Source organism: Marinobacter mangrovi (assembly GCF_016798325.1).
Lineage (GTDB): Bacteria > Pseudomonadota > Gammaproteobacteria > Pseudomonadales > Oleiphilaceae > Marinobacter_A > Marinobacter_A mangrovi.
The window spans coordinates 105,087-128,566 of record NZ_JAERVO010000009.1; the positions used below are offsets into that span (position 1 = coordinate 105,087).

Sequence of the window (23,480 nt, forward strand, 5' to 3'; positions counted from 1 at the left end):
TGGGCCTCGCGCTGGACTGCTGTCCTGTGGGTTACATCTCTTCCGGTGCGCCGACGCCGATCAGCGACAGGCCGTTGACCAGCACCTGCTGGACCGCCAGGCAAAGGGCGATTCGTGCATCGCGGATGGTTTCGTCGTCCACCAAGACCTTGTGAGCGTTGTAATACGTGTGGAACTGCCCGGCCAGGTCGCGCAGGTAATGGGTGACGTGGTGCGGTTCGCGCGTGGCGGCCGCATTGGCGATCAGTTCCGGATACTGGGCCAGGCGATTGGCCAGATCCCGTTCCTCTTCCAGTCCCAGGCCGTCCAGGCGCTCCACCAGCGCCCGGCGGTCGGCCTGGATACCTTCTGCGGCCAGCTTGCGCAGCACGCTGCAGATCCGGGCATGAGCATACTGGATGTAATAGACCGGGTTTTCATTGGTCTGGGAGCGGGCCAGGTCAATATCGAAGGTCAACTGGGAATCGACCCGACGCGCCGCCAGGAAGAATCGCGTGGCATCACGGCCGACTTCGTCGATCAGATCGCGCAGCGTGACGTAGCTGCCGGCGCGTTTGGACAGTTTCACTTCTTCGCCGGAACGGGTCACCAGCACCATCTGGTGCAGGACGTAATCCGGCCACCCCTGTGGAATGCCGGTTTTCAGGGCCTGGAGGCCGGCGCGCACCCGCGTGACTGTAGAGTGGTGGTCAGCCCCCTGTTCGTTGATCACGGTGGTGTAGCCACGGCGCCACTTGTCCAGGTGATAGGCGACGTCCGGCAGGAAGTAGGTGTAGCCGCCGTCGGTCTTGCGCATGACCCGGTCCTTGTCGTCGCCGAACTCGGTGGTGCGCAGCCAGGTGGCGCCTTCCTTTTCATAGGTGTAGCCGTTGTCCGTCAGCATGCGGACGGTTTCTTCCACCTTGCCATCGCTGTACAGGGACGACTCCAGGAAATAGACGTCGAACTCGACGCCGAAAGCCTTGAGGTCCAGATCCTGCTCGCGGCGCAGGTAGGCCACGGCAAAGGCTTTGATCGCGTCCAGGTCGTTCGCATCCGCCTTGGCGGTCACTTCCCGATCGTCGGCCGTCACTGTCTCGCCGGCCAGGTAGGCCTTGGCCACATCGACTATGTAGTCGCCGCGATAGCCGTCAGCGGGCCAGCCCTCGTCCTCAGGAGTCTTGCCCTGGGCGCGGGCCTGAACGGACAGCGCCAGGTTGTCGATCTGGGCGCCGGCGTCGTTGTAGTAGAACTCGCGGGAAACCTGATAGCCGTTGGCTTCCAGCAGTCGCGCCAGGCAATCGCCAATCGCCGCACCGCGACCGTGACCGACATGCAGCGGACCGGTCGGGTTGGCTGAGACGAACTCGATCTGTACCGATTCGCCCTGGCCGCTGTTGTTGCGGCCGTAGGTTTCACCGGACTCAATGATCGTGCGCACAATGTCGAAGCTGCTGGCGTCACTCATGAAAAAGTTGATAAAGCCCGGGCCGGCAATGTCGACTTTCTGGACGGCCGGGCTCTCCGGCAGCTTGTCGATCAAGGCTTCGGCCAGTTGTCGCGGTGGTTTCCCAGCAGCCTTGGCGGTGGCCAGGGCGATGTTTGTAGCGAAATCGCCGTGGGCCTTGTCGCGGGTGTTGTCGACATTCGGCGTGAACGTCTGGTCGGCCGGCAAAACGCCGTCGGCCTGGAGCGCCGCAATGGCGGCTTCAAGTAGCTGGGTTACCGTATCTTTCATGCTGGCAGATGACTCTGTCGGATCGGAGCATTGAATGGGCTGAAAGAGCCTCTGATGAACCCCGTAACGGCCTCGGCATGCTGTGTCAGCCGGAGGCGGGTCAGTCACTCATCAGAGGCCCCGGAACGAGCCCTCTCGAGGATCGCGTATTATCGCGGAAAGCCCGGCCTTTCTCAATGTGGCGGACCACTATCGGGTGTCCCGAGCTACCCGGTTTCCAGGGGATCGATATCCACCTGCCATTTCAGTGTGGCCGGCTTCTTTTCATTCTCAAGGAAATAACACAGGTTCGCCAATGTCGCCTGCATGGGCCCGCGACGATCGCTGAGGAAGATCAGCTGTGCCCGGTGGCGGTCCGCGCGTCGGGCAATCAGCGCCGGCAAAGGCCCCCAGGTTTCGATGCGATTGTCCCGGATCTGTGCCTTGGCGGCATCGAGCAGGGACAGGCTTTCCTCCATGGAGGCGGCTTCTGCCCGAAGCAGGGCCATGGCCCGGAAGGGCGGCAGGCTGAGCGCCTCGCGTTCTGCCAGTATGTGCTCGGCAAGCGTGGGATAGTGGCCGTCGCAGAGCTGGTTGAGAAGTGGGTGCTCACTGTGGCAGGTCTGGATCAGGACGGTGCCGGGGATGACACCTCGGCCGGCGCGACCGCTGACTTGCAGCAGCGTCTGTACCAGCTGTTCCGGCGCCCGGAAGTCCACGCTGAACAAGCCGCCGTCGGCATTGACCACCACCACCAGTGAGACGTTGGGAAAGTCGTGACCCTTTGCCAGCATCTGGGTGCCCACCAGGATACAAGGCTCACCGGTATTCACGCGTTCGAGGATGCGATCAATGCTGCCGCGATTGCGCGTACTGTCCCGGTCCACCCGAATCACCGGGGTGTCGGGAAAAGCCGACTGGAGCACGTCTTCGGTGCGTTCGGTGCCCTGACCGATGGGTTTGTAGGCGTCGCTGTCGCAACTCGGGCAGGTGAGCGGCGCGGCGGTTTGGTAATCGCAGTGGTGGCAGCGCAGGGCCCGGTCGCGGCGGTGGAAGGTGAGCCGGGAGTCGCAGCGAGGGCATTCGCTGGTGTGCCCGCAGTCAAAACACATCATCACCGGGGCGAAACCACGGCGGTTGACGAAGACCAGTACCTGCTCCTGGCGCTCGATCCGTTCGCGGACCGCCTGCAGGGCGCGTGGCGATAGACCGCCCTCCAGCGGTCGGCTGCGGATGTCGAGCAGCCGCATGGTGGGTGGCCGGGCCTCGCCGGCCCTTTCCTCCAGTCGAATCAGGCGGTACTTTCCGGACGTGGCGTTGTGCCAGGATTCGATCGACGGCGTGGCTGATCCCAGTATGACCGGGCACTGGTTCAGGTGGGCCCGGTATACAGCGAGATCGCGGCCGGAATAGCGAAAACCTTCGCCCTGTTTGAAGGACGTGTCGTGCTCCTCGTCGACGATCAGGGCCCCCAGTCTCATAAAGGGCAGGGTGACCGCCGAGCGGGTGCCGATGACAATGACCGGGTCGCCCTGTCGGATGCGCAGCCACGTGTGCAGGCGTTCGCCGTCGTTCAGGGCTGAATGCCAGACGGCAATGCGGTCGCCGAAGTAGCGGGTGAAGCGTCGCACAGTCTGGGGGGTGAGGTTGATTTCCGGGACCAGCACCAGGGCCTGCTGATCGTCGGAGAGATACCGCTCTATATAATGAAGATAGAGTTCGGTCTTGCCGCTGCCCGTGATGCCATAGAGTAGCGAGGCGGTAAATCCCTCATCCGGGCAGGGGAGTTGTCCGAAGGCCTCGTTCTGGGCGGGGGTTAGCTCCGGCAGGGTGTCGACAGGCGTGGGCTTGCGGGAGCTGAGCTGCTCTTTGGCGTTGGCTTCACGGATCATTTCGCGGTCCGCCAGGGCTTTCAGTTGGGCGCGGGAGAAACCGGCCGCCAGGATGTCCTTTTGCCCCATCGGCTCGCCGAGATCCGACAGCCAGTCGAGCAGGGCCTGCTGGCGCTTTGCATGGGCCGGCAATGGCGCGGTACTGGCGCCGGGGACAATGGTCCATGCTTGCTCGGCGGGTTGCGACGCGGGTCGCCCCCGGCGAAGTGCCGGAGGCAGCCCCATAAAAAGACACTCGCCGAGCGGATGCTGGTAGTAACTGGCGGCCCACTGCAACAGGGTACGAGTCTCATCGGGCAAGGCTGGCCAGTCTTCGAGAACGGCGCTGATGGGTTTGAGCTTGATACCTTCTGGCGGCTGAACGCCGGTGTCCACGACAAGGCCAACCAGCGACTGGCGGCCGAACGGAATACGGACTCGCTGGCCTGGTTGCACAACCATGCCGTCGGGGATCCTGTAGTCGAACAGTCGTCGCAGGGGGCGTGACAGCGCAATGCGTGCCGTCTGGGTCACAGGGTCTCCGTCATTGGAAAAAGGAAAGGCGCAGTATAAGGGAACACTGCTACAGGCTCATCTATTGCGAATCAAGGGAATTCTGATATGATTCGCCGTCTGATTTTGGCGGCATTTTAACCGCCATGGCCATTTTACCCCATGCGGTGCCTGGCAGATGATCAGGTGGCGGCATATGCAAAGAGGGTTTTCCCATGAAAGAAGGTATCCACCCGAAGTACGAAGAAATTACTGCAACCTGCAGTTGCGGTAATGTCATCAAGACCCGTTCCACGATTGCCCGTGACATGCAGCTGGACGTTTGTTCCCAGTGCCACCCGTTCTACACGGGTAAGCAGAAGGTGATGGACACAGCGGGTCGTATCGACCGGTTCCAGAAGCGTTTCGGCGGCCGTATCAAGAAAGGCAGCTGATCCGCGGACCCATTCCGCCGATAGCGGTGGGACGAGCAAAAAAGGCGCCAAATGGCGCCTTTTTTGCTTATGTGGGGCATGAAAAAATTCATGGTTACGGCTGGTCAGTATTTGCGCAGCCGCCCTTGTTTGAGCTGGGTAGTCACGCCATAATGTCGCGCTCGCGCCAGCGCTGGCGGAGAACTATAAAGTGAGAGTGGGGCCGGGGCCATGCCGTTCATTCGGGCATTGTCCGTGTCGATCGTTGACCGGATCGTTCACCTTCGGCCCATATAATGACGCTCCACCCGATTAACGTGACAAACGGAACAGTGGCAATGTCTCAAGATCTGAAAGCAGCGGCCCTCGATTATCACGCCAACCCCCGCCCGGGTAAGCTGAGCGTTGAAATCACCAAGCCGACGCGGACATCCCGCGATCTTTCCCTGGCCTACAGCCCGGGCGTGGCTGAACCGGTCCGCGAGATCGCGAAAGACCCCGAGAATGCGTACAAATATACCGGCAAGGGTAACCTGGTTGCTGTCATTTCGGATGGTACTGCCATTCTCGGGTTGGGCAACCTGGGCCCTCTGGCGAGCAAGCCGGTCATGGAAGGCAAGGGCGTTCTGTTCAAGCGCTTTGCCGGTATTGATGTCTTTGACATTGAAGTGAATTCCGAAAGTCCCCAGGCGTTTATCGAGACCGTGGCCCGGATTGCCGATACCTTCGGCGGTATCAATCTGGAGGACATCAAGGCGCCCGAATGCTTTGAAGTTGAGCGTGCGCTGAAAGAACAGTGCAATGTGCCGGTATTCCACGACGACCAGCACGGCACGGCCATCGTGACGGCGGCCGGCATGCTCAACGCGCTGGAGTTGCAAGGCAAGAAACCGGAGGAGGCCCGGGTGGTTTGTCTGGGTGCCGGCGCCGCCGCGATTGCCTGTATGAAACTCCTGATCAGCTGCGGCATGAAGTCCGAGAATATCTTCATGCTGGACCGAAAGGGCGTGATCCATGCGGGTCGTGACGACCTGAACCAGTACAAGGCCATGTTCGCGACGGAAACCGAGTTCCGCACCCTGGATGACGCGATCGACGGCGCGGATGTCTTCGTGGGTGTATCCGGTCCGGACCTGCTGTCGGCTGAGCAGCTGAAGAAAATGGCGCCGAACCCCATCGTCTTTGCCTGCTCCAACCCGGATCCCGAGATCAGTCCCGAAGTGGCGCTGGCCGCCCGCGACGATCTGATCATGGCGACCGGCCGCTCCGACTACCCGAACCAGGTCAACAATGTCCTGGGCTTCCCGTTCATTTTCCGTGGTGCGCTGGACGTTCGTGCAACGGCCATTAACGAAGAGATGAAAGTGGCCGCGGTTCACGCCATTCGTGACCTGGCGAAAGAACCGGTGCCCAAGGAAATCTGCGAAGCCTACGGTGTGGAGAGCTTTGAGTTCGGCAAGGAGTACATCATTCCCAAGCCGATGGATGTGCGTTTGCTCGAGTTCGTGCCGGCGGCGGTTGCCCGTGCGGCGGTCGATTCCGGCGTCGCGCGTCATGCCTACCCGGCACACTACCCGTTGAAGTCGATCGACGACATTCGGTAAGTCGCTGGGGATACAAAAAAACCGCCTTTCGGCGGTTTTTTTGTGCCCGGAATACCGGTTGAGGTAAGCGTTGGGACGCTAGAACAGTTCCTGGGGCATGACCGCGTCGCCGTTGTCCTGGTTGCGAATGGTGTCGGCTGACTGCTGGGCCGGCACGTTTTCTTCCCGGAACAGTTCAAAGATGGCGTCGGGGTTGCCCGGCGCTGCGCGCTCGCCGGTTTCCGGATCGATCTTCACGGTCACGATGCCATTGGGGCGGGGCATATACGACGACGGCGCATCCTTCAGGGCGACTTTCATGTAATCCAGCCATACCGGCAGTGCGGCAACAGCGCCGTACTCGCCGCGCCCCATCGGTCGAGGGGTATCGAAGCCCACCCAGGCCGTCGTGGCCAGGTCGTGATTGAAGCCGGAGAACCAGGCATCCCGCTGCTCATTGGTGGTCCCGGTTTTGCCGGCGACGTCCTTGCGGTTCAGGGCGAGGGCGCGGCGGCCGGTCCCTTTTTCGATCACGTCGCGCAATATCGAGTGCATGATGTAAACCGCGCGCTTGTCCGCCAGACGGGGTGCCGTGCGGATGGCCGGGAAGCCGGCATCCGGTGTGGGCGATCGGGCCGCCAGGTCGGCGCAGTCGTCGTCGCACTGAATGACGCTGGGAGCCGCGTAAAGGATATTACCGCGGCTGTCTTCGATGCGGTCGATCAGATAGGGCGTGACGTCATAGCCGCCATTGGCAATGACCGCAAAGCCGCGGGCTACTTCCATCGGGGACAGGGTGCCACTGCCTAGAGCGAGCGTCAGGTTGTGCGGCATGCCCGACGTGTCGATTTTCAGCTGTTGAAGGTAATCGAGGGTGTAGTCGATGCCGATCGAGCGTAGCAGCCGGATAGAGACCAGGTTGCGGGACTGGTACAGCGCCTTGCGCAGGCGGGTCGGCCCGGCAAAGCGGCTGCCCGAGTTTTCCGGACGCCAGACCGATTCCTGGTCGGCATCGTCCAGGACGATCGGGGCGTCGTTAATGACCGTGGCCGCTGTCTTTCCCTTCTCCAGGGCCGACAGGTAAAGGAACGGTTTAAAGTTGGACCCCGGCTGACGTTTTGCCTGAATGGCGCGGTTGTACTTGGATTCCTCAAAGCTGTAGCCGCCAGTCAGGGCCTGAATGCCGCCGGTTTTTGCATCCAGCGAGATCAGCGCGCCTTCGACCTGGGGCAGTTGTTCGAGAGCCATGGACGGTTTGGCGACCGTTTCGGGTAATTCGTCATTCGACGCAGAGGAGCTGGGGGGCGGTGATTGCGGGCGGGCGTACACCACATCCCCGACCTTGAGAACGTCCGCCGGTTTCGTCGGCTCGGATCCGCGCCGGTTTTCGTTGCGGTACTCGCGCGCCCATTTCATGGTGTCGAACGGCATTTGGGTTTCACCGGTCGGCTGGCTGTAGACGGTGGCCGATTCGTCGTTCAACTTGGTGACAACAACCGGTGTCAGCCCGGGATAGGCCGGATAGCTGCCCAGCGCCTTGTCGAGCTCGCCGGATTCCAGCGTATCGTCGTCCAGGTGGCCCAGCGGACCGCGGAAACCATGGCGATGATCGTAGGCTTCAAGGCCGGCCTGGAGGGCGTCGTTGGCCGCTTTTTGTTTATCGCTGTCGACCGTTAGGTACACCTTGTAGCCGTCAGTGTAGGCGTCGTCACCGTAGCGTCTGACCATCTCCGAGCGGGCCATCTCGGCCACGTAGTCGGCTTTGAGCTCATGCTCGGCGCCGTGGAAGCTGGCGGTAATCGGTGCACGTGACGCCAGGTCGTAGGCGGTGTCCGAGATATAGCCCAGTTCGCGCATGCGCTGCAGGATCCAGTTGCGGCGGGACAGGGCGCGCTGTGGGTCGGCGAGTGGGTTGTAAGCCGACGGCGCCTTGGGCAGACCGGCCAGCATGGCCATCTGAGCCAGCTCCAGTTCATTCACCGGTTTGCCGTAATAAACCTGGGACGCGGCCTGGATACCGTAGGCCCGATTGCCCAAATATATCTTGTTTAAATACAGTTCCAGGATCTTGTTCTTGGGAAGTTCACGCTCTATCTGAAAGGCAAGCAGTATCTCGTTGAACTTCCGGATAAAGGTACGTTCCCGTGTCAAAAAGTAATTTTTTGCAACCTGCATTGTGATGGTACTGCCCCCGGAGCGGATCGAACCGGTGGTGACCAGTTCCACTGCAGCCCGCACCAGGCCTTTGATGTCGACCCCATTGTGCTCGTAGAATCGCGAATCCTCGGCGGCCAGGAAGGCATGTAACTGAAGGTTGGGGATCTGTTCGATTGTGATCGGAGCCCTTCTCTTTTCACCGAATTCTGCTATTAATCTCTTGTCGCTGGAATAGACCCGAAGCGGTGTCTGGAGCCGGATGTCGACAAGTTGATCGACAGATGGCAAACCCGGGCGCAGGTAAAGATAGAAACTTGAAAGCAGCATGGCGCCGATCGAAAGGCCGAAAAAAAACAGCCATGTACTAATGCGAGTAAAGCGGATCATTCGGGACATTTTTTCTGACAACTGTTAGATATAGGTCTATCATCTGAGAAATTGCTTTAGAAGGATAAGGCATCCTCAAAGTTCACTTTGCCTTTCTTCCAAGAAGAAATCGCATTGTAGACGCAAAGCAAAACAAATTCTCTTAAATAAAAAAGTCGTAACCGGGTGCATTAAACCAGGTATAGGGTGAGCGCGTGTTCGGATTGTTCGGTAAAAAGTCCAGTGCTGTGCTGGGTATCGACATCAGTTCAAGCTCGGTCAAGCTTCTGGAACTCTCCAGGCAGAGTGGCGAGCGGTACAGGGTTGAGAGCTATGCGGTAGAACCGCTGCCTGCCAACGCTGTTGTCGAGAAAAATATCACGGATGTAGAGGCCGTCGGTGACGCGTTGCGCAAGGTGGTGAGCAAGGCTCGCGCCAGTGCAAAGCAAACCGCGGTGGCTGTGTCTGGGTCGGCGGTCATTACCAAGCTGATTCAGATGAATGCCGGCCTCAACGAATTTGAAATGGAAGACCAGATCGCGCTGGAAGCCGATCAGTACATTCCCTATCCGCTGGACGAAGTCGCCATCGACTTCGAGGTCCAGGGCCCCTCGGAAACCAACCCCGACCAGGTCGACGTCCTGCTGGCAGCCTGCCGCAAGGAAAACGTCGATATCCGGGAAGATGCGCTTTCCATCGCGGGGCTTTCCGCCAAGGTGGTCGATGTCGAGGCGTATGCCCTTGAGCGGGCCTATACGCTGGTCGAGCCGCAACTGGACTCACAGGGTGAGGAATTGGTGGTCGCGATTGTCGATGTAGGCGCCACCATGACCACGCTGAGCGTTCTGGCGGACGGCAAGACTGTCTACACGCGTGAGCAGATCTTCGGCGGCAAGCAGCTGACCGAGGAAATCCAGCGCCGCTACGGCCTGTCCCTCGAAGAGGCCGGACTGGCCAAGAAGCAGGGCGGATTGCCGGACGACTACGAGGTGGAAGTGCTGTCCCCGTTCCGGGAGGCGGTCGTCCAGCAGGTGGCCCGTGCACTGCAGTTCTTCTTCGGTGCCAGCCAGTATAACGCGGTTGACTATGTCGTCCTCGCTGGCGGTACAGCGTCCATTCAGGGGCTGACCGAGATGGTTGAGGAGAAAACGGGCACCGCCACACTGGTGGCTAACCCGTTTGCCGATATGGCAGTGGGCTCCCGGGTCAATGCGTCCGCACTGAGCAACGATGCGCCGTCGCTGATGATTGCCTGTGGTCTGGCGATGAGGAGTTTTGACTGATGGCGAAGATTAACCTCAGACCCTGGCGCGAGGAACTGCGGGCGGAGAAGCAGCAGCAGTTCGTCGTCATGATTGTGGGCGCGGTCATCGTCGCTGCTGGCCTGGGTTTCCTGTGGAAGGGGCACGTGGACGACCAGATTTCCTACCAGGAATCTCGTAATTCCTACATCCAGAAAGCGACGACATCCCTGGATTCCCAGATTAAGGAGATCGAAAACCTGCGTCGCCAACGTGATGAGCTGATTGCCCGAATGAAGGTGATTCAAGATCTGCAGGGTAAGCGACCTATTATAGTCCGAGTGTTCGACGAGTTGGTGAAAACGCTGCCCGACGGACTGTTCTACACAGAACTTACAAAAACCGGCGATCAACTTGAGATTACTGGAATGGCCGAGTCTAACAACCGTATTTCCAGTCTGATGCGTCACTTCGAAGACTCCGAATGGTTTGCAAATCCCAATCTTACGAATGTGTCGTCCGCTGACAGTGATCGTGCCGGCTACAGTCAATTCAATCTTTCGGTGGACCAGAAAACTCCGGAGCCCGAAGAGGAGGGGGGTAAGAAATGAGCCTCGCGGACTCTCTTAAAAGCCTGAACGAATTTGATGTCAATGACCTCGATCTGAACAACGCTGGCATCTGGCCGATGCCGGTCAAGGTCATCGTCATGCTGTTTGTCTTTGGCCTGATCCTGGGTGGCGGCTATTGGTTTTTCGTCAAAGACGAGTATAGCCAGCTCAGCCGTGTAGAGAAAAAGGAGGTGGAGCTCAAGGACCAATACGAGCAGAAGGCCTACAAGGTGGCCAACCTGGCGGTCTTCAAGAAGCAGATGGTTGAAATGGAAGAAACGTTCGGTGCGCTGGTCAAACAGTTGCCCAGTGATACCGAAGTGCCCGGTCTTCTGGAAGACATCACCAATACTGCCGTGGGCAATGGTCTTGAGCTTGATGAGATCAAGCTGCAGCCAGAACAAAAGAAGGATTTCTATGTGGAGTTGCCGATCAACCTCAAGGTACGCGGCACGTATCACGAGTTGGCTTCCTTTGTAAGCAGTATTGCTGGGTTGCCACGTATCGTGACTTTGCACGACTTTAATATCAAACCAACGGATAAGGCCGAAAGCCGGGAGCTTGAAATGCAGGTTCAGGCGAGGACTTATCGTTACCGGGCTGGGGAGTAAGCATGATGAGCAAGCATGCCTGTAAAGCCTGGACTATGGTTTGTTTGGCGACACTGTTGACGGCCTGTTCCCAGGGCAATGGCTTTTCCGATCTGGATCAGTTTATGTCGGAAGCAAGGTCAAAGCCGCGCGGTCACGTCGAACCGCTGCCGGAGTTTAAAGCCTATGAGGCTTTCACTTATTCGGCTGCCGATCGTCGTTCACCGTTTGAGGTGCCGGTGGAAGTCCAGCTCACCATGGTAGATGAAAAGCCGGAAAGCGATATCGAACCGGATTTCGATCGTCCCAAGGAAGTTCTGGAAAACTTCCAACTGACGAATCTGAGTATGGTAGGCACTCTTAAACGGGCTGATAGTAGCGGTGCGCTTTTCGCCTTGGTGAAAGATAATACTGGCGGCATTCACCGAGTCCGCAAAGGCAGCTATATGGGCGAAAACTACGGGCGTGTCGTTGGAGTGAGCGAGACCCGTATTGAACTCATCGAAATCGTGCCCAATGGCAGCGGTGGTTGGGTCAAGCGGCCGCGAACCCTTGAACTGAGTGAGGGCTAAGGAGCGGCGACATGAATAATTCAAGAAATCTGTGTGTACAAAATAGGTTGGGGTCGAGGCTAACGATGTTCAGAAAAACTGTATTGATAATCGGCATGGCTGCTCTCGGCATGATGTCCGGCTTGGCGAACGCGGTCAGCCTGAATGATGTCGAATTCACGGCACTCCCGGGCGACGGGACTGAGGTCGTTCTCAAGTTCGATGGAACCCCGCCGCAGCCGACCGGCTATACGATCGAGCGTCCGGCCCGAATCGCGGTGGATCTCAAGGGGGTGGCCAGTGCCCTGCAGAGCCGCAGCATCTCTTTGGGCAGTGGTAATGCCCAGAGCATGACGGTTGTCGATACCAAGGACCGGACCCGCCTGATCTTCAATCTGGTGGATTTGGTTCCCTACACCACGGACGTGACCGGCAATACTATCACCATGAAGATCGGCGGTGTTGAAGGACGGGCAGCCGCCCAGACGACCTCCAGTACACCGGTGCAGTCCGCCGTTTCGTCAGCGTCGTCTCAGGACGCCATTTCCAACGTCGATTTCCATCGGGGGGCGGATGGCGAAGGCCAGATCGTCGTCAGCCTGTCCAGCCCGAAAATGTCTGTGGACCTGTCCGAAACCGGCGGTCGGATCCGTTTGGTGATGGATGGTGCCCGGGTCCCTGAATCCCTTCGTCGTCGCCTGGATGTCACCGATTTCGCAACACCGGTCACGCGTGTGGATACCTTTGTGCAGGGCGATGATGCGGTTGTGGAAATTCGCCCGAAAGGCAACTACGACTATCTGGCCTACCAGGCCGGCAACGAGTTTACGGTGAGCGTTGAACCGTTGTCTGATGAAGAGGCGGAGAATCGTCGCGAGGAGAAGTTCCCGTACACCGGCGAGAAGCTGTCCCTGAACTTCCAGGACATCGAAGTTCGCTCGGTCCTGCAGTTGATCGCCGATTTCACGGGTCTGAACCTGGTGGCCAGTGATACGGTCAGCGGCAGCATTACGCTGCGTCTGCAAAACGTGCCCTGGGACCAGGCTCTGGATCTGATTCTGAAGACCAAGGGGCTGGACAAGCGTCAGATTGGTAACGTCTTGCTGGTTGCACCGGCTGACGAAATTGCTGCCCGAGAGCGTATGGAGCTGGAAACATCCAAGCAGATTGCTGAATTGGCTCCGGTCCGTCTGGATATTATCCAGGTCAACTACGCAAAGGCTGCCGACATTGTCACTCTGATAAAGGCAGATGAAGAGCTGATTTCAGATCGTGGCTTCGTATCTTCTGATCCGCGCACCAACACAATCAGTGTGCGTGAAACGGCCGACAAGCTTGAGCAGATAAGAAGATTGGTTTCCACTTGGGATGTGCCTGTGCGTCAGGTTCTGATCGAGGCCCGTATCGTTCGCGCGTCCACTGATCTGGCTGAGGAGCTGGGTGTGCAGTGGGGAGTTGAAGGTCGCGGTAATGCTAATGGCGGTAATAACAACGTGGTTGTTGGAGGCACGCAAAGTGGTATCAGCAATATCTCCTCAGGTTCACTGACGCTGCCTGCTGATAGCTTAAACGTCAATCTTGGTGCCGCCCAGTCGAATGCTTCTTCTATTGCCTTCGGTTACATCGGTACCGATTTCCTGGTGGATCTCGAGTTATCGGCGTATGCGAGCGATGGACAAGCTGAAATTGTGGCACAACCAAAGGTCGTGACAGCTGATCGCCAGACAGCCCGAATAAAGTCGGGTGAAGAAATACCCTATCAGGAGGCTTCTTCGAGTGGTGCTACTTCTGTGTCCTTTAAGGAAGCGGTACTGTCTCTGGAAGTGACGCCCCAAATAACTCCTGACGACAAAATTATTATGGATCTTGCCGTGAATCAGGATTCTCGAGGTGAGGAGACTGATGGGGTACCAAGCATAGATACCAATGAGGTTACAACCCAGGTGCTGGTCCGTAACGGTGAAACGGTCGTGCTTGGTGGTATATTCCAGTCTCAAAAATCCACCACCATTACCAAGACGCCGTTCCTGGGCGACATTCCGTACCTGGGAGCGCTGTTCCGCAACAAGTCGGTGGTTGATGAGCGCAGCGAGCTGCTGGTCTTCATTACGCCGAAGATCCTGAAAGGCGACCTGATCGACTGATCACTGCCAGGATCCCAAAAGCCGCCTCGGAAGAGGCGGCTTTTTTGTTTGTACCGAGGCGAACAGGCGCTTATCGCGGGATTGGCGCCTGTGCTATGCTCAGCGCCCTGTATTGGATTGAGCAGAACTATGCCGTTGCCGGAACGTATTGTGCTCGTGGGCCCTATGGGAGCCGGGAAAAGCACGATTGGACGCCTGTTGGCCAGAGAACTGGGCTATCGCTTTATCGATTCCGACCGCCTGATCGAAGAGCGTTGTGGAGCCAATATTCCGTGGATCTTCGACGTCGAGGGCGAGAGCGGCTTTCGAACCCGCGAGAGCAACATCCTGGAAGAGCTGTCCCATGAAACCGGTGCTGTGATTGCAACCGGCGGCGGTGCGGTCATGCGCGAAGAAAACCACGCCAGCTTGCGTCGGGCTGCGTTGATCGTTTACCTCAAGACCTCTGTGGACCAGCAGTTTGAGCGCACCCGGCGTGATCGCAACCGCCCGCTGCTCCAGCATGACGATCCCCGCGCCGTGTTGCAGGATCTGTTTGATCGACGGAATCCGATTTACAGCCAGCTTGCCGATATCGTGATGATGACGGATAAAAAGAGCCCGAGACTCGTCGTGCGCCAACTCATTAATCGCATCAAGCCACGGACGTCCCGCAAGAAACGGCACCTGAGGAAGGAAGGACACAAACATGCCTGACGTCGCACGCACGCTAACGGTCGATCTTGGTGAGCGCAGCTACCCGATCCTGATTGGCCAGGGGCTGCTTGGATCCGTGGACCTGTCTTCTCACGTCCGGGGTGATCGTGTCCTGATCGTGACGAATGCGACCGTGGCGCCACTTTATCTGGAGCGCGCGACCGGATCGTTCCCCGGTAAGGCGGTCGACAGTGTCGTTCTTCCGGATGGCGAGCGGTATAAGAACTGGGAAACGCTGAACCTTATTTTCGACGCCCTGCTGGAGAATCGGCATACCCGGAAAACGACGCTGGTTGCGCTGGGTGGTGGCGTGATTGGTGATATGACCGGCTTTGCGGCGGCCTGCTATCAACGTGGCGTGCACTTCATACAGATTCCGACAACCTTGTTGTCGCAGGTGGATTCCTCGGTTGGTGGTAAGACGGGCATCAACCATCCGCTGGGCAAGAACATGATCGGCGCGTTTCATCAGCCGGAAGTCGTGCTGATCGATACCGATACGCTGGGCACCCTGCCGCCGCGGGAGTTGCCTGCAGGGCTGGCGGAGGTCATCAAATATGGCCTGATTCGTGAGCCGGCCTTTCTGGAATGGCTGGAAAACAATATGGCCGCCCTCCGGTCACTGGATGCCACCGCGATGGTTGAGGCGATTTACCGGTCCTGTGCCTGCAAGGCGGAGGTGGTCGCAGTGGATGAGAAGGAGGGCGGGTTACGTGCCATTCTCAATCTCGGCCACACGTTTGGCCATGCGATCGAAACCTTTACCGGGTATGGCACCTGGTTGCACGGTGAAGCCGTCGGAGCCGGCATGTTGATGGCGGCTGATCTGTCCTGCCGTCTCGGTTATCTCAGCGCTGACGATTTGGAACGTGTTGCCCGCATCCTGCAACGTGCCGATCTGCCGCTTGAGCCGCCCGCTGGAATGACGCCGGACGATTTTCTGGGATTGATGGCGGTCGACAAGAAGAATGTCGATGGAGCGCTGCGGCTGGTCCTGCTGGAATCGTTGGGCAAGGCGGTCGTGACCTCGGACTTCCCCGCACAAAAGCTGGGCGAAACGCTCGCCCGGTTTTGCAACTGAGTATCGCGAATTACGGACACGGAAGATGCCATGGCAGTTGACGAACAGTTGACCAGCGACCCCGGTGGTCTGTTTCAACGACTCCAGTCCCGCTATGGATTGGGCCAGGATCCGCTTGCCATGGACGTGCCTTTCTACCCCGGGGGGCAGCGCGAGTATTCGCTGGAAACCCTGCGTCACCTGACGGCGTTCGGGGATATGGCCATCCTGGTCACCGGTGCCCGGGGTGCCGGCAAAACCCGGGTGCTGGCCGAACTGGTCCGTCACGAGTCCGATCGCCTCGATTTTCAGCGTCTGAGCACCACCGACCTGGCCAGCGAACAGGCTCTGGCTGATCGTCTGCTCGCGATTGCCCATCAGGGACTGGCTACCGGGCGGACGGTTCGCGACGCCATTTACAACTTCTTCAAGTGGAGTGAGAGGGCGACTCTCCGGGGCCGTCGTATCGTCCTGCTGGTCGATGACGCGGATCATATGGCGGCGCCGTTGTTGCGGATGCTGGTGGCGGCGTTTACGCACGCGGATCGGGGGCAGGCGGCCGTCCCCGTGCTCTCCGGCTCGGATACCTTGCTCGATATGCTGGACAGCGAAGGGGGCGGTCTGCAGCATCAGGCTCACCAGATTCATCTGCGACCTCTGAATCGCGATGAAATTGCCGATTACCTTCGGCCAAGAATCGCCAAGGCCGGGGGTGATCCGGATGTGCTGTTAGCGGCGAGTCACCTGAAAAAACTGCATGAGTTGGGGCAGGGCAGTTTCGGTCGTCTCAAGCGAACCGCGCCCGCCGTCTGGCTGGACATGGCTGGCCATCAGCCGGCGGCGAGACGAAACCGCATGAGCCCGCGAAAACTGGTCATTCCGCTAGCGGTGTTGCTCTTGCTGGGCGGCTCATGGCTCATGGTTTCCTGGCAGTACGATGACGTGGTCGCGCACCAGAACGACCAGCCGGCGCCCGTTGAGCGCAAAACCATAAGGTTGGGGCCCGATGAAGAGTCCTGGCACCCCGAGGCTGAAACGACGTCTTCTCCACAACGATCGGCTCCCGATGTGTCGCTGAACGATCCGATATCGGCTTCCGAGGCCAAGGCCAATGAGGTTCCTCCAGATGCGCCAGCCGGCGATGGGGCGCCCGATCAATCGCCAGTCGCCGGGAACGATGCGCTTGCGGCTGACGAGCCAAAGGCGGACGAGGTGACTGCAGCGGACTCTGTCGCGGCGATAGCGCAACCGTCCGAGGCTGAGTCAACGGAAGTGCCGCAGCCGACCCCCGCTGATCAGGCCAATGTGGTGGCTGAGCCGGAGGCAGCACCGGCGGAGACATCCAGCGAGAACAATCAACCACAACCGAATGCATCGACAGGTCAGGCTGACGCAGAGACAGCGGTCTCCGCCGACCAAGCCGCCGATGAGACTCCCGAGCGGGCTTTCAAGCCGCAGGCCCCTGATCGTTTCACGCCTGTCGAAGCGCTTCGGGCCGGCGCGGGCCTGACAGCGCAGTTTATCGCAGGCTATGAGGAAAAGACGGCTCTCGACTTCCTGAGCGAGCACCCGGACATTGAGGGCATGGTTTACACACGCTCTACAAGAAAGGGCAAACCGTGGTATGTTGTGGTGTACGGGCAATTCTCCAGTCGTAACGAGGCCCGTCAGGCCGTGAGCGATCTGCCACAGGGGTTGGCCGAGCACGACGTCTGGATTCGCTCGCGGTCCGGCCTTTGATGATGTGCCAGGGCCGTCAGGCCTGATTCGCAACTGGCGCAGCGTCGTCGCCAGGAAGTAAGCCGCCCGGGTTCATACGGCGCGGTTTTTATTCTTTTTTGTTCCAATCTCATCAATTTTATATTCCGTCAGTGCGTTAAAAATCGCTCAACAATTTGAGTACGTATTACTGCGCATGTAAAATAGCCAGCCCCCATTTTCAGTGTCAGTGGGTAATGTGCCTGGGCTCGGCACCTATCCCGTTGATTGAAAAGAATATTTTAGTGAGAGAACGCTTATGATGACAGGTTTGTATCATCCCGGTGAGTTCAGGGACAACTGTGGATTCGGCCTGATTGCCCACATGAAGGGCGATGCCAGCCACAAGTTGCTGCAAACTGCCATCGAGTCGCTGACCTGCATGACCCACCGTGGTGGGATTGCGGCGGACGGCAAGACCGGTGACGGCTGTGGCTTGTTGCTGCAGAAACCTGACGCATTCCTGCGCAAGGCCGCCAAGGCAAGTCTGGGCAAGACGCTGGGCGACCTGTACGGCGTTGGCATGATTTTCCTCGATCAGGACGAGAAGAAAGCCGAACGGGGTCGTAAGACTCTCGAAAAGCATCTTGTCGACCAGGGGCTGGAGATCGTCGGGTGGCGTGAAGTGCCGACGGACAGCAGTTGCCTCGGCCCCATGGCGATGGACTGTCTGCCGCGTATAGAACAGGTGTTCGTGGAGCCGGCGGGCAAGGATGAGCCGGCATTCGGCATCAGTCTGTTCCTGGGGCGTCGCCACGCCGAGCGCGAGATGGCGGATGATCCCGAATTCTACATCTGCAGCCTGTCGCACAAGACGATCTCCTACAAAGGCCTGATGATGCCGGTGGATCTGCCCACCTTCTATCAGGACCTGGGCGATCCGGACCTGCATACGGCCATCTGTGTCTTCCACCAGCGCTTCTCCACCAACACCATGCCGCGCTGGCCGCTGGCTCAGCCGTTCCGCTTCCTGGCGCACAACGGCGAGATCAACACGGTCGAAGGCAATCGGAACTGGGCAATTGCCCGGGCCTCCAAGTTCAAGTCGCCGGATCTGCCGGATCTGCAAACCCTGCAGCCGCTGGTTAACCGGACCGGCTCCGACTCTTCCAGCATGGACAACATGCTGGAAATTCTGTTGGCCGGAGGTGTCGACCTGTTCCGTGCGGTGCGGATGATGATTCCGCCCGCTTGGCAGAACGTCGACACCATGGATTCCGATCTGCGGGCCTTCTACGAATACAACTCCATGCACATGGAACCATGGGATGGTCCGGCTGGCCTGGTGCTGTCCGACGGTCGTCATGCCGTCTGCATGCTGGACCGGAACGGTCTGCGGCCGGCGCGCTGGGTTATCACCAAGGATGACTTCATCACGCTGGCCTCCGAAATCGGTACCTACAGCTACAAGCCGGAAGACGTTGTGGCCAAGGGCCGTGTCGGACCGGGCCAGATGCTGGCGATCGACACCGAATCCGGCGAAGTCCTGCATACCAAGGACATCGACCAGCGCCTCAAGAGCGCCCAGCCCTACAAGCGCTGGCTGCGTGAGAACGCGCTGCGTGTCGAGGCGACGCTGAATCAGGACACCCCGGAATTCAAGCTGATGGAAAGCGACGAGCTGAAAATCCATCAGAAGATGTTCCACGTGTCTTTCGAAGAGCGGGACCAGGTGCTGCGTCCGCTGGCCGAAAGCGGTCAGGAAGCGGTGGGCTCCATGGGTGACGATACGCCGATGGCTGTGCTGTCCAGCAAGGTTCGCCACGCAGCTGACTTTTTCCGTCAGAAGTTCGCCCAGGTGACCAACCCGGCGATCGACCCGTTGCGGGAATCCATCGTCATGTCGCTGGAGACCTGTCTGGGGGCTGAGCGCAATGTGTTCGAGGAAACGCCGGATCACGCCAACCGGATTATCCTGTCCACACCGGTGCTGTCGCCGGCCAAGTTCCTGCGCATCGAGAGCAACGACCGGCCGGGTTTTGAAGTCGAGCGGATCCGCCTGAGCTACCGTCCTGAGCTGGGGCTCAAGCAGGCCATTGAAGCCGTCTGTGACGAGGCCGAGCAGGCCGTGCGCAACGGCAAGGTGTTGTTGATCCTGAGCGACAAGGACCTCAAGGAAGGTGAACTGCCGGTCAATGCCATGATGGCCACCGGCGCCGTGCACCACCATCTGGTCCGCAAAGGCCTGCGCTCGGACTCCAACCTGATCATTGAAACCGGCTGGGCGCGGGATCCGCACCATTTTGCCGTGCTGTTCGGTTTCGGCGCGACGGCGGTTTACCCGTACCTGTCGTACCAGATCCTCAACGACCTGATCCGCACCGGTGAAGTCATGATGGATCCGATCGAGGCCAAGAATAACTACCGCAAGGGCATCAACAAGGGCCTGCTCAAGATCCTGTCCAAGATGGGGATCTCGACCATCACGTCTTACCGTGGCGCCCAGCTGTTTGAAGCCATCGGTCTGGCCGACGAAGTGGTCGACCTGTGCTTCTGTGAAGTGCCGAGCCGCATCCAGGGTGCCGGTTTCTACGATTTCCAGCAGGATCAGGAACTGCTGGCCAGCAATGCCTGGAAACAGCGTAAGCCGATCGCCCAGGGCGGCGTGCTGAAATACGTCCACGGGCAGGAATACCACGCGTTCAACCCTGATGTGGTCAATACCCTGCAACGCGCGGTCATCGACGGCAATTACGGCACCTACCGCGAATACGCCGGCCTGGTGAACGAGCGTCCGGTGGCGACCCTGCGCGACCTGCTGACCTTCCGCAAGGACATCAAGGCGGTGGATCTGGACAGCGTCGAGCCGGTGGAAGCCATTTTCCCGCGCTTCGATTCTGCGGCCATGTCCCTGGGGGCGCTGTCGCCGGAAGCCCACGAGGCGCTGGCGGTGGCGATGAACACCCTGGGCGGTCGCTCGAATTCCGGTGAGGGCGGTGAAGATCCCGCCCGTTACGGCACCGAGAAACGCTCCAAGATCAAACAGGTGGCTTCCGGCCGTTTTGGTGTGACCGCGGAATACCTGCGCAGCGCAGACGTCATGCAGATCAAGGTCGCTCAGGGCGCCAAGCCCGGTGAGGGTGGCCAGCTGCCGGGAGGCAAGGTCAACGAACTGATCGCCCGTCTGCGCTATTCCGTACCGGGTGTGACCCTGATTTCACCGCCGCCGCACCACGATATCTACTCCATCGAGGATCTGGCGCAGCTGATCTTTGACCTCAAGCAGGTCAACCCGAAAGCGCTGGTATCGGTGAAGCTGGTGTCCGAGCCGGGCGTGGGGACCATCGCGGCCGGTGTCGCCAAGGCCTACGCCGACCTGATTACCGTCTCCGGTTACGACGGCGGTACCGCAGCCAGCCCGCTGACCTCGATCCGCTACGCCGGTTCCCCGTGGGAGCTGGGTCTGAGCGAGGCGCATCAGGCGCTGCGGGGTAATGACCTGCGCGGTAAGATCCGCCTGCAGACGGACGGCGGTCTGAAGACCGGTCTGGACGTGGTCAAGGCGGCCATCCTGGGTGCTGAAAGTTTCGGCTTTGGCACCACCCCGATGGTGGCGCTGGGTTGTAAATACCTGCGGATCTGTCACCTGAACAACTGCGCGACCGGTGTCGCCACCCAGAACGACCAGCTGCGTGAAGATCACTTCAAGGGCACCGTCGAAATGGCGATGAACTTCTTCCGCTTCGTGGCGGCGGAAACCCGGGAGTGGATGGCCAAGCTGGGCGTCACCAGTCTGGAAGAGCTGGTGGGCCGGACCGATCTGCTGGAAGTACTGCCGGGTGACACGCCGCGTCAGCAGAAGTTGAACCTGAACCCGCTGCTGCAGAACGATCACATTCCGGCTGACAAGCCACACACCTGTCAGGTGGAGCGCAACACGCCTTTCGATAAAGGTACGCTGGCCGAGCAGATGGTCAGTGACGTGAGCGAGGCGATCACCAATAAGGCCGGTGGTACCTGGCAGTACCGCGTCACCAACTGCGATCGCTCCATTGGCGCCCGGATCTCGGGTGAAATCGCCCAGTTGCACGGCAACCAGGGTATGGTCGGCGCGCCGATCACGCTGGAGCTGACCGGCACGGCTGGGCAGAGCTTCGGCGTCTGGAACGTCGGTGGCCTGAACCTGATCCTCGAAGGCGATGCCAACGACTACGTCGGTAAAGGCATGACCGGCGGCAAACTGGTTATCCGTCCGCCGCGGGAAAGCAGCTTCAAGACCCAGGACACGTCGATCATCGGTAACACCTGTCTCTACGGGGCGACCGGCGGCAAACTCTACGCTGCAGGCACCACGGGTGAGCGTTTCGGTGTCCGGAATTCCGGGGCGCACGCCGTCGTTGAAGGCGTGGGTGACCACTGTTGTGAGTACATGACCGGCGGTCTGGTGACCGTACTGGGCAATACCGGCCACAACTTCGGGGCGGGTATGACCGGCGGTTTCGCCTACGTCCTGGACCAGCAGAACACCTTCGTGGACAAGTACAACCACGAGCTGGTGGAAATCCAGCGTATTTCCAGCGAAGACATGGAGCCGTACCGCAACCATCTTCGCAGCGTAATCCGTGAGCATGTGACGGAGACCCAGAGCGAATGGGCGGAGCACATCCTCGACAATTTCGATGACTATATTGGCCGGTTCTGGCTGGTTAAGCCCAAGGCGGCGAGCCTGCGCACCCTGCTGGCCAGCACTCGGGCGCGACCGGAATAACGGCCGCACGCGCCGCTTCGGCGGCGCCACCTGAACCCCGCATCGAAATTGAATACTTGAGAGTCGCGTGATGAAAGAGAGACTGAATAACGATTTCCAGTTTATCGAGGTTGGCCGGGTCGATCCGAAGAAGGTTCCGGCCAGCAAGCGGAAAAAGGAATTCCAGGAAATCTACCACCCGTTCAAGCAGGAAGACGCTGCCAGTCAGGCGCATCGCTGCCTGCACTGTGGCAATCCGTACTGCGAGTGGAAGTGCCCGGTACACAATTACATCCCGAACTGGCTGAAGCTGGTGTCCGAGGGCAACATCCTGGAGGCGGCCGAGCTGTGCCACCAGACCAACTCCCTGCCGGAAGTCTGCGGCCGGGTTTGCCCGCAGGATCGTCTGTGTGAAGGGGCCTGTACCCTGAACGACGGTTATGGCGCGGTCACCATCGGCTCGGTGGAGAAGTACATTACCGACACCGCCTTTGCCCTGGGCTGGCGTCCGGACCTGTCTCACGTCAAGTGGACGGACAAGAAAGTTGCGGTGATTGGCGCCGGTCCGGCCGGCCTCGGCTGTGCGGACATCCTGGCCCGCAACGGCGTCAAGCCGGTGGTTTTTGACCGCTATCCGGAAATCGGTGGTCTGCTGACCTTCGGTATCCCCGAGTTCAAACTGGAAAAGAGCGTCATGGCGCGCCGCCGTGAGATTTTCGAATCCATGGGCGTCGAATTCCGCCTGTCCACGGACGTGGGCACAGATGTGCTGCTGGAAGACATCATCGACGAATACGATGCCGTCTTCATGGGCATGGGCACCTACACCTATATGAAAGGCGGCTTCCCGGGCGAAGACCTGCCGGGTGTCTACGACGCGCTGCCGTACCTGGTGTCCAACGTCGACCGCCGTCTGGGCTTTTCCGCGACGGACAGCGAGTTCATCGACATGAAAGGCCAGCGCGTGGTGGTCCTCGGCGGTGGTGACACGGCGATGGACTGCAACCGCACCGCGATTCGCCAGCAGGCAGCCAGCGTGACATGTGCCTATCGTCGGGACGAGGCGAATATGCCAGGCTCCCGTCGCGAGGTGGCCAACGCCAAGGAAGAAGGCGTCAAGTTCATGTTCAACCGTCAGCCGATCGCCATCATTGGCGAGGACCGGGTCGAAGGCATCAAGGTCATCCAGACTCGCCTGGGCGAGCCGGACGAAAACGGTCGCCGTCGTCCGGAAGTGGTGCCGGGCAGTGAAGAGGTGATCCCGGCCGACGCCGTCCTGGTGGCTTTCGGTTTCCGTCCGAGTCCGGCGGAATGGTTCAACAAGCTGGATGTGAACATCGACGATTCCGGCCGTGTGGCGGCACCGGAAGAGGCGGAGTACCCGTTCCAGACGTCCAATGCGAAGATCTTCGCCGGCGGCGACATGGTCCGCGGTTCGGATCTGGTCGTAACGGCTATCTGGGAAGGGCGCCAGGCGGCCGAAGGTATCCTCGATTACCTGGATGTCTAACGAGAGCAGCCGCAATACGACGGCACAGGCAGA

Annotated in this window: 15 protein-coding genes; 12 read left to right on the forward strand and 3 right to left on the reverse strand. The window is 59.5% G+C overall.

The features are described from left to right. Positions 1–31 precede the first annotated feature (31 nt). Positions 32–1,717, reverse strand: a complete 1,686-nt coding sequence (gene argS, locus JL474_RS20925) for an arginine--tRNA ligase (RefSeq protein WP_203143890.1) — start codon at positions 1,715–1,717, stop codon at positions 32–34. Between the two features lie 206 nt (positions 1,718–1,923). After that, positions 1,924–4,101, reverse strand: a complete 2,178-nt coding sequence (locus JL474_RS20930; RefSeq protein ID WP_203143892.1) for a primosomal protein N' — start codon at positions 4,099–4,101, stop codon at positions 1,924–1,926. Between the two features lie 194 nt (positions 4,102–4,295). On the opposite strand from JL474_RS20930, the gene rpmE reads away from it, so the two are divergent. Then, positions 4,296–4,514 (forward strand): 50S ribosomal protein L31, encoded by a 219-nt coding sequence (gene rpmE / locus JL474_RS20935; protein WP_123634171.1) that lies wholly within the window; start codon positions 4,296–4,298, stop codon positions 4,512–4,514. Between the two features lie 317 nt (positions 4,515–4,831). Beyond that, complete coding sequence (locus JL474_RS20940; protein WP_203143894.1) at positions 4,832–6,097, forward strand: malic enzyme-like NAD(P)-binding protein; 1,266 nt, start codon at positions 4,832–4,834, stop codon at positions 6,095–6,097. Between the two features lie 78 nt (positions 6,098–6,175). Here the strand turns inward: JL474_RS20940 and JL474_RS20945 are convergent, their stop codons facing one another. Then, positions 6,176–8,629 carry a penicillin-binding protein 1A gene (locus tag JL474_RS20945; protein WP_203143896.1) on the reverse strand — a complete coding sequence of 818 codons (2,454 nt, stop codon included), beginning with the start codon at positions 8,627–8,629 and terminating at the stop codon, positions 6,176–6,178. A gap of 185 nt (positions 8,630–8,814) precedes the next feature. On the opposite strand from JL474_RS20945, the gene JL474_RS20950 reads away from it, so the two are divergent. From JL474_RS20950 to JL474_RS20995, 10 genes are all read left to right on the forward strand, one after another. Next, positions 8,815–9,882 (forward strand): pilus assembly protein PilM, encoded by a 1,068-nt coding sequence (locus tag JL474_RS20950; RefSeq protein WP_203143898.1) that lies wholly within the window; start codon positions 8,815–8,817, stop codon positions 9,880–9,882. After that, positions 9,882–10,451 (forward strand): PilN domain-containing protein, encoded by a 570-nt coding sequence (locus JL474_RS20955; RefSeq protein WP_203143900.1) that lies wholly within the window; start codon positions 9,882–9,884, stop codon positions 10,449–10,451. Before JL474_RS20950 ends, JL474_RS20955 begins: the two co-directional genes overlap by 1 nt. Then, on the forward strand, positions 10,448–11,062 hold the full coding sequence (locus JL474_RS20960; RefSeq protein WP_203143902.1) for a type IV pilus inner membrane component PilO: 615 nt from the start codon (positions 10,448–10,450) through the stop codon (positions 11,060–11,062). Before JL474_RS20955 ends, JL474_RS20960 begins: the two co-directional genes overlap by 4 nt. Before the next feature lie 2 nt (positions 11,063–11,064). Next, positions 11,065–11,613 carry a pilus assembly protein PilP gene (locus tag JL474_RS20965; RefSeq protein WP_203143904.1) on the forward strand — a complete coding sequence of 183 codons (549 nt, stop codon included), beginning with the start codon at positions 11,065–11,067 and terminating at the stop codon, positions 11,611–11,613. A 65-nt stretch (positions 11,614–11,678) separates the two neighbouring features. After that, positions 11,679–13,736, forward strand: a complete 2,058-nt coding sequence (pilQ, locus tag JL474_RS20970; RefSeq protein ID WP_236012421.1) for a type IV pilus secretin PilQ — start codon at positions 11,679–11,681, stop codon at positions 13,734–13,736. Positions 13,737–13,865: 129 nt separating this feature from the next. Next, positions 13,866–14,432 (forward strand): shikimate kinase AroK, encoded by a 567-nt coding sequence (aroK, locus tag JL474_RS20975; RefSeq protein WP_203143910.1) that lies wholly within the window; start codon positions 13,866–13,868, stop codon positions 14,430–14,432. Beyond that, positions 14,425–15,513, forward strand: a complete 1,089-nt coding sequence (gene aroB, locus JL474_RS20980) for a 3-dehydroquinate synthase (protein ID WP_203143913.1) — start codon at positions 14,425–14,427, stop codon at positions 15,511–15,513. Before aroK ends, aroB begins: the two co-directional genes overlap by 8 nt. Positions 15,514–15,543: 30 nt before the next feature. Next, a complete protein-coding gene (locus JL474_RS20985) occupies positions 15,544–17,232 on the forward strand; it encodes an AAA family ATPase (protein WP_203143916.1) in 1,689 nt (562 codons plus the stop codon). 277 nt (positions 17,233–17,509) lie between these two features. Continuing rightward, complete coding sequence (gltB, locus tag JL474_RS20990; protein WP_203143920.1) at positions 17,510–21,958, forward strand: glutamate synthase large subunit; 4,449 nt, start codon at positions 17,510–17,512, stop codon at positions 21,956–21,958. 70 nt (positions 21,959–22,028) lie between these two features. Next, a complete protein-coding gene (locus tag JL474_RS20995) occupies positions 22,029–23,447 on the forward strand; it encodes an FAD-dependent oxidoreductase (RefSeq protein WP_123634183.1) in 1,419 nt (472 codons plus the stop codon). The last annotated feature ends 33 nt before the right edge of the window (positions 23,448–23,480 follow it).

Coding starts and splice junctions, on each gene's coding strand:
- aroK (WP_203143910.1), top strand. CDS start 13,866: ATGCCGTTGCCGGAACGTATTGTGCTCGTGGGCCCTATGGGAGCCGGG.
- aroB (WP_203143913.1), top strand. CDS start 14,425: ATGCCTGACGTCGCACGCACGCTAACGGTCGATCTTGGTGAGCGCAGC.
- argS (WP_203143890.1), bottom strand. CDS start 1,717: ATGAAAGATACGGTAACCCAGCTACTTGAAGCCGCCATTGCGGCGCTC.
- JL474_RS20985 (WP_203143916.1), top strand. CDS start 15,544: ATGGCAGTTGACGAACAGTTGACCAGCGACCCCGGTGGTCTGTTTCAA.
- JL474_RS20960 (WP_203143902.1), top strand. CDS start 10,448: ATGAGCCTCGCGGACTCTCTTAAAAGCCTGAACGAATTTGATGTCAAT.
- gltB (WP_203143920.1), top strand. CDS start 17,510: ATGATGACAGGTTTGTATCATCCCGGTGAGTTCAGGGACAACTGTGGA.
- rpmE (WP_123634171.1), top strand. CDS start 4,296: ATGAAAGAAGGTATCCACCCGAAGTACGAAGAAATTACTGCAACCTGC.
- JL474_RS20955 (WP_203143900.1), top strand. CDS start 9,882: ATGGCGAAGATTAACCTCAGACCCTGGCGCGAGGAACTGCGGGCGGAG.
- pilQ (WP_236012421.1), top strand. CDS start 11,679: ATGTTCAGAAAAACTGTATTGATAATCGGCATGGCTGCTCTCGGCATG.
- JL474_RS20945 (WP_203143896.1), bottom strand. CDS start 8,629: ATGTCCCGAATGATCCGCTTTACTCGCATTAGTACATGGCTGTTTTTT.
- JL474_RS20940 (WP_203143894.1), top strand. CDS start 4,832: ATGTCTCAAGATCTGAAAGCAGCGGCCCTCGATTATCACGCCAACCCC.
- JL474_RS20995 (WP_123634183.1), top strand. CDS start 22,029: ATGAAAGAGAGACTGAATAACGATTTCCAGTTTATCGAGGTTGGCCGG.
- JL474_RS20965 (WP_203143904.1), top strand. CDS start 11,065: ATGATGAGCAAGCATGCCTGTAAAGCCTGGACTATGGTTTGTTTGGCG.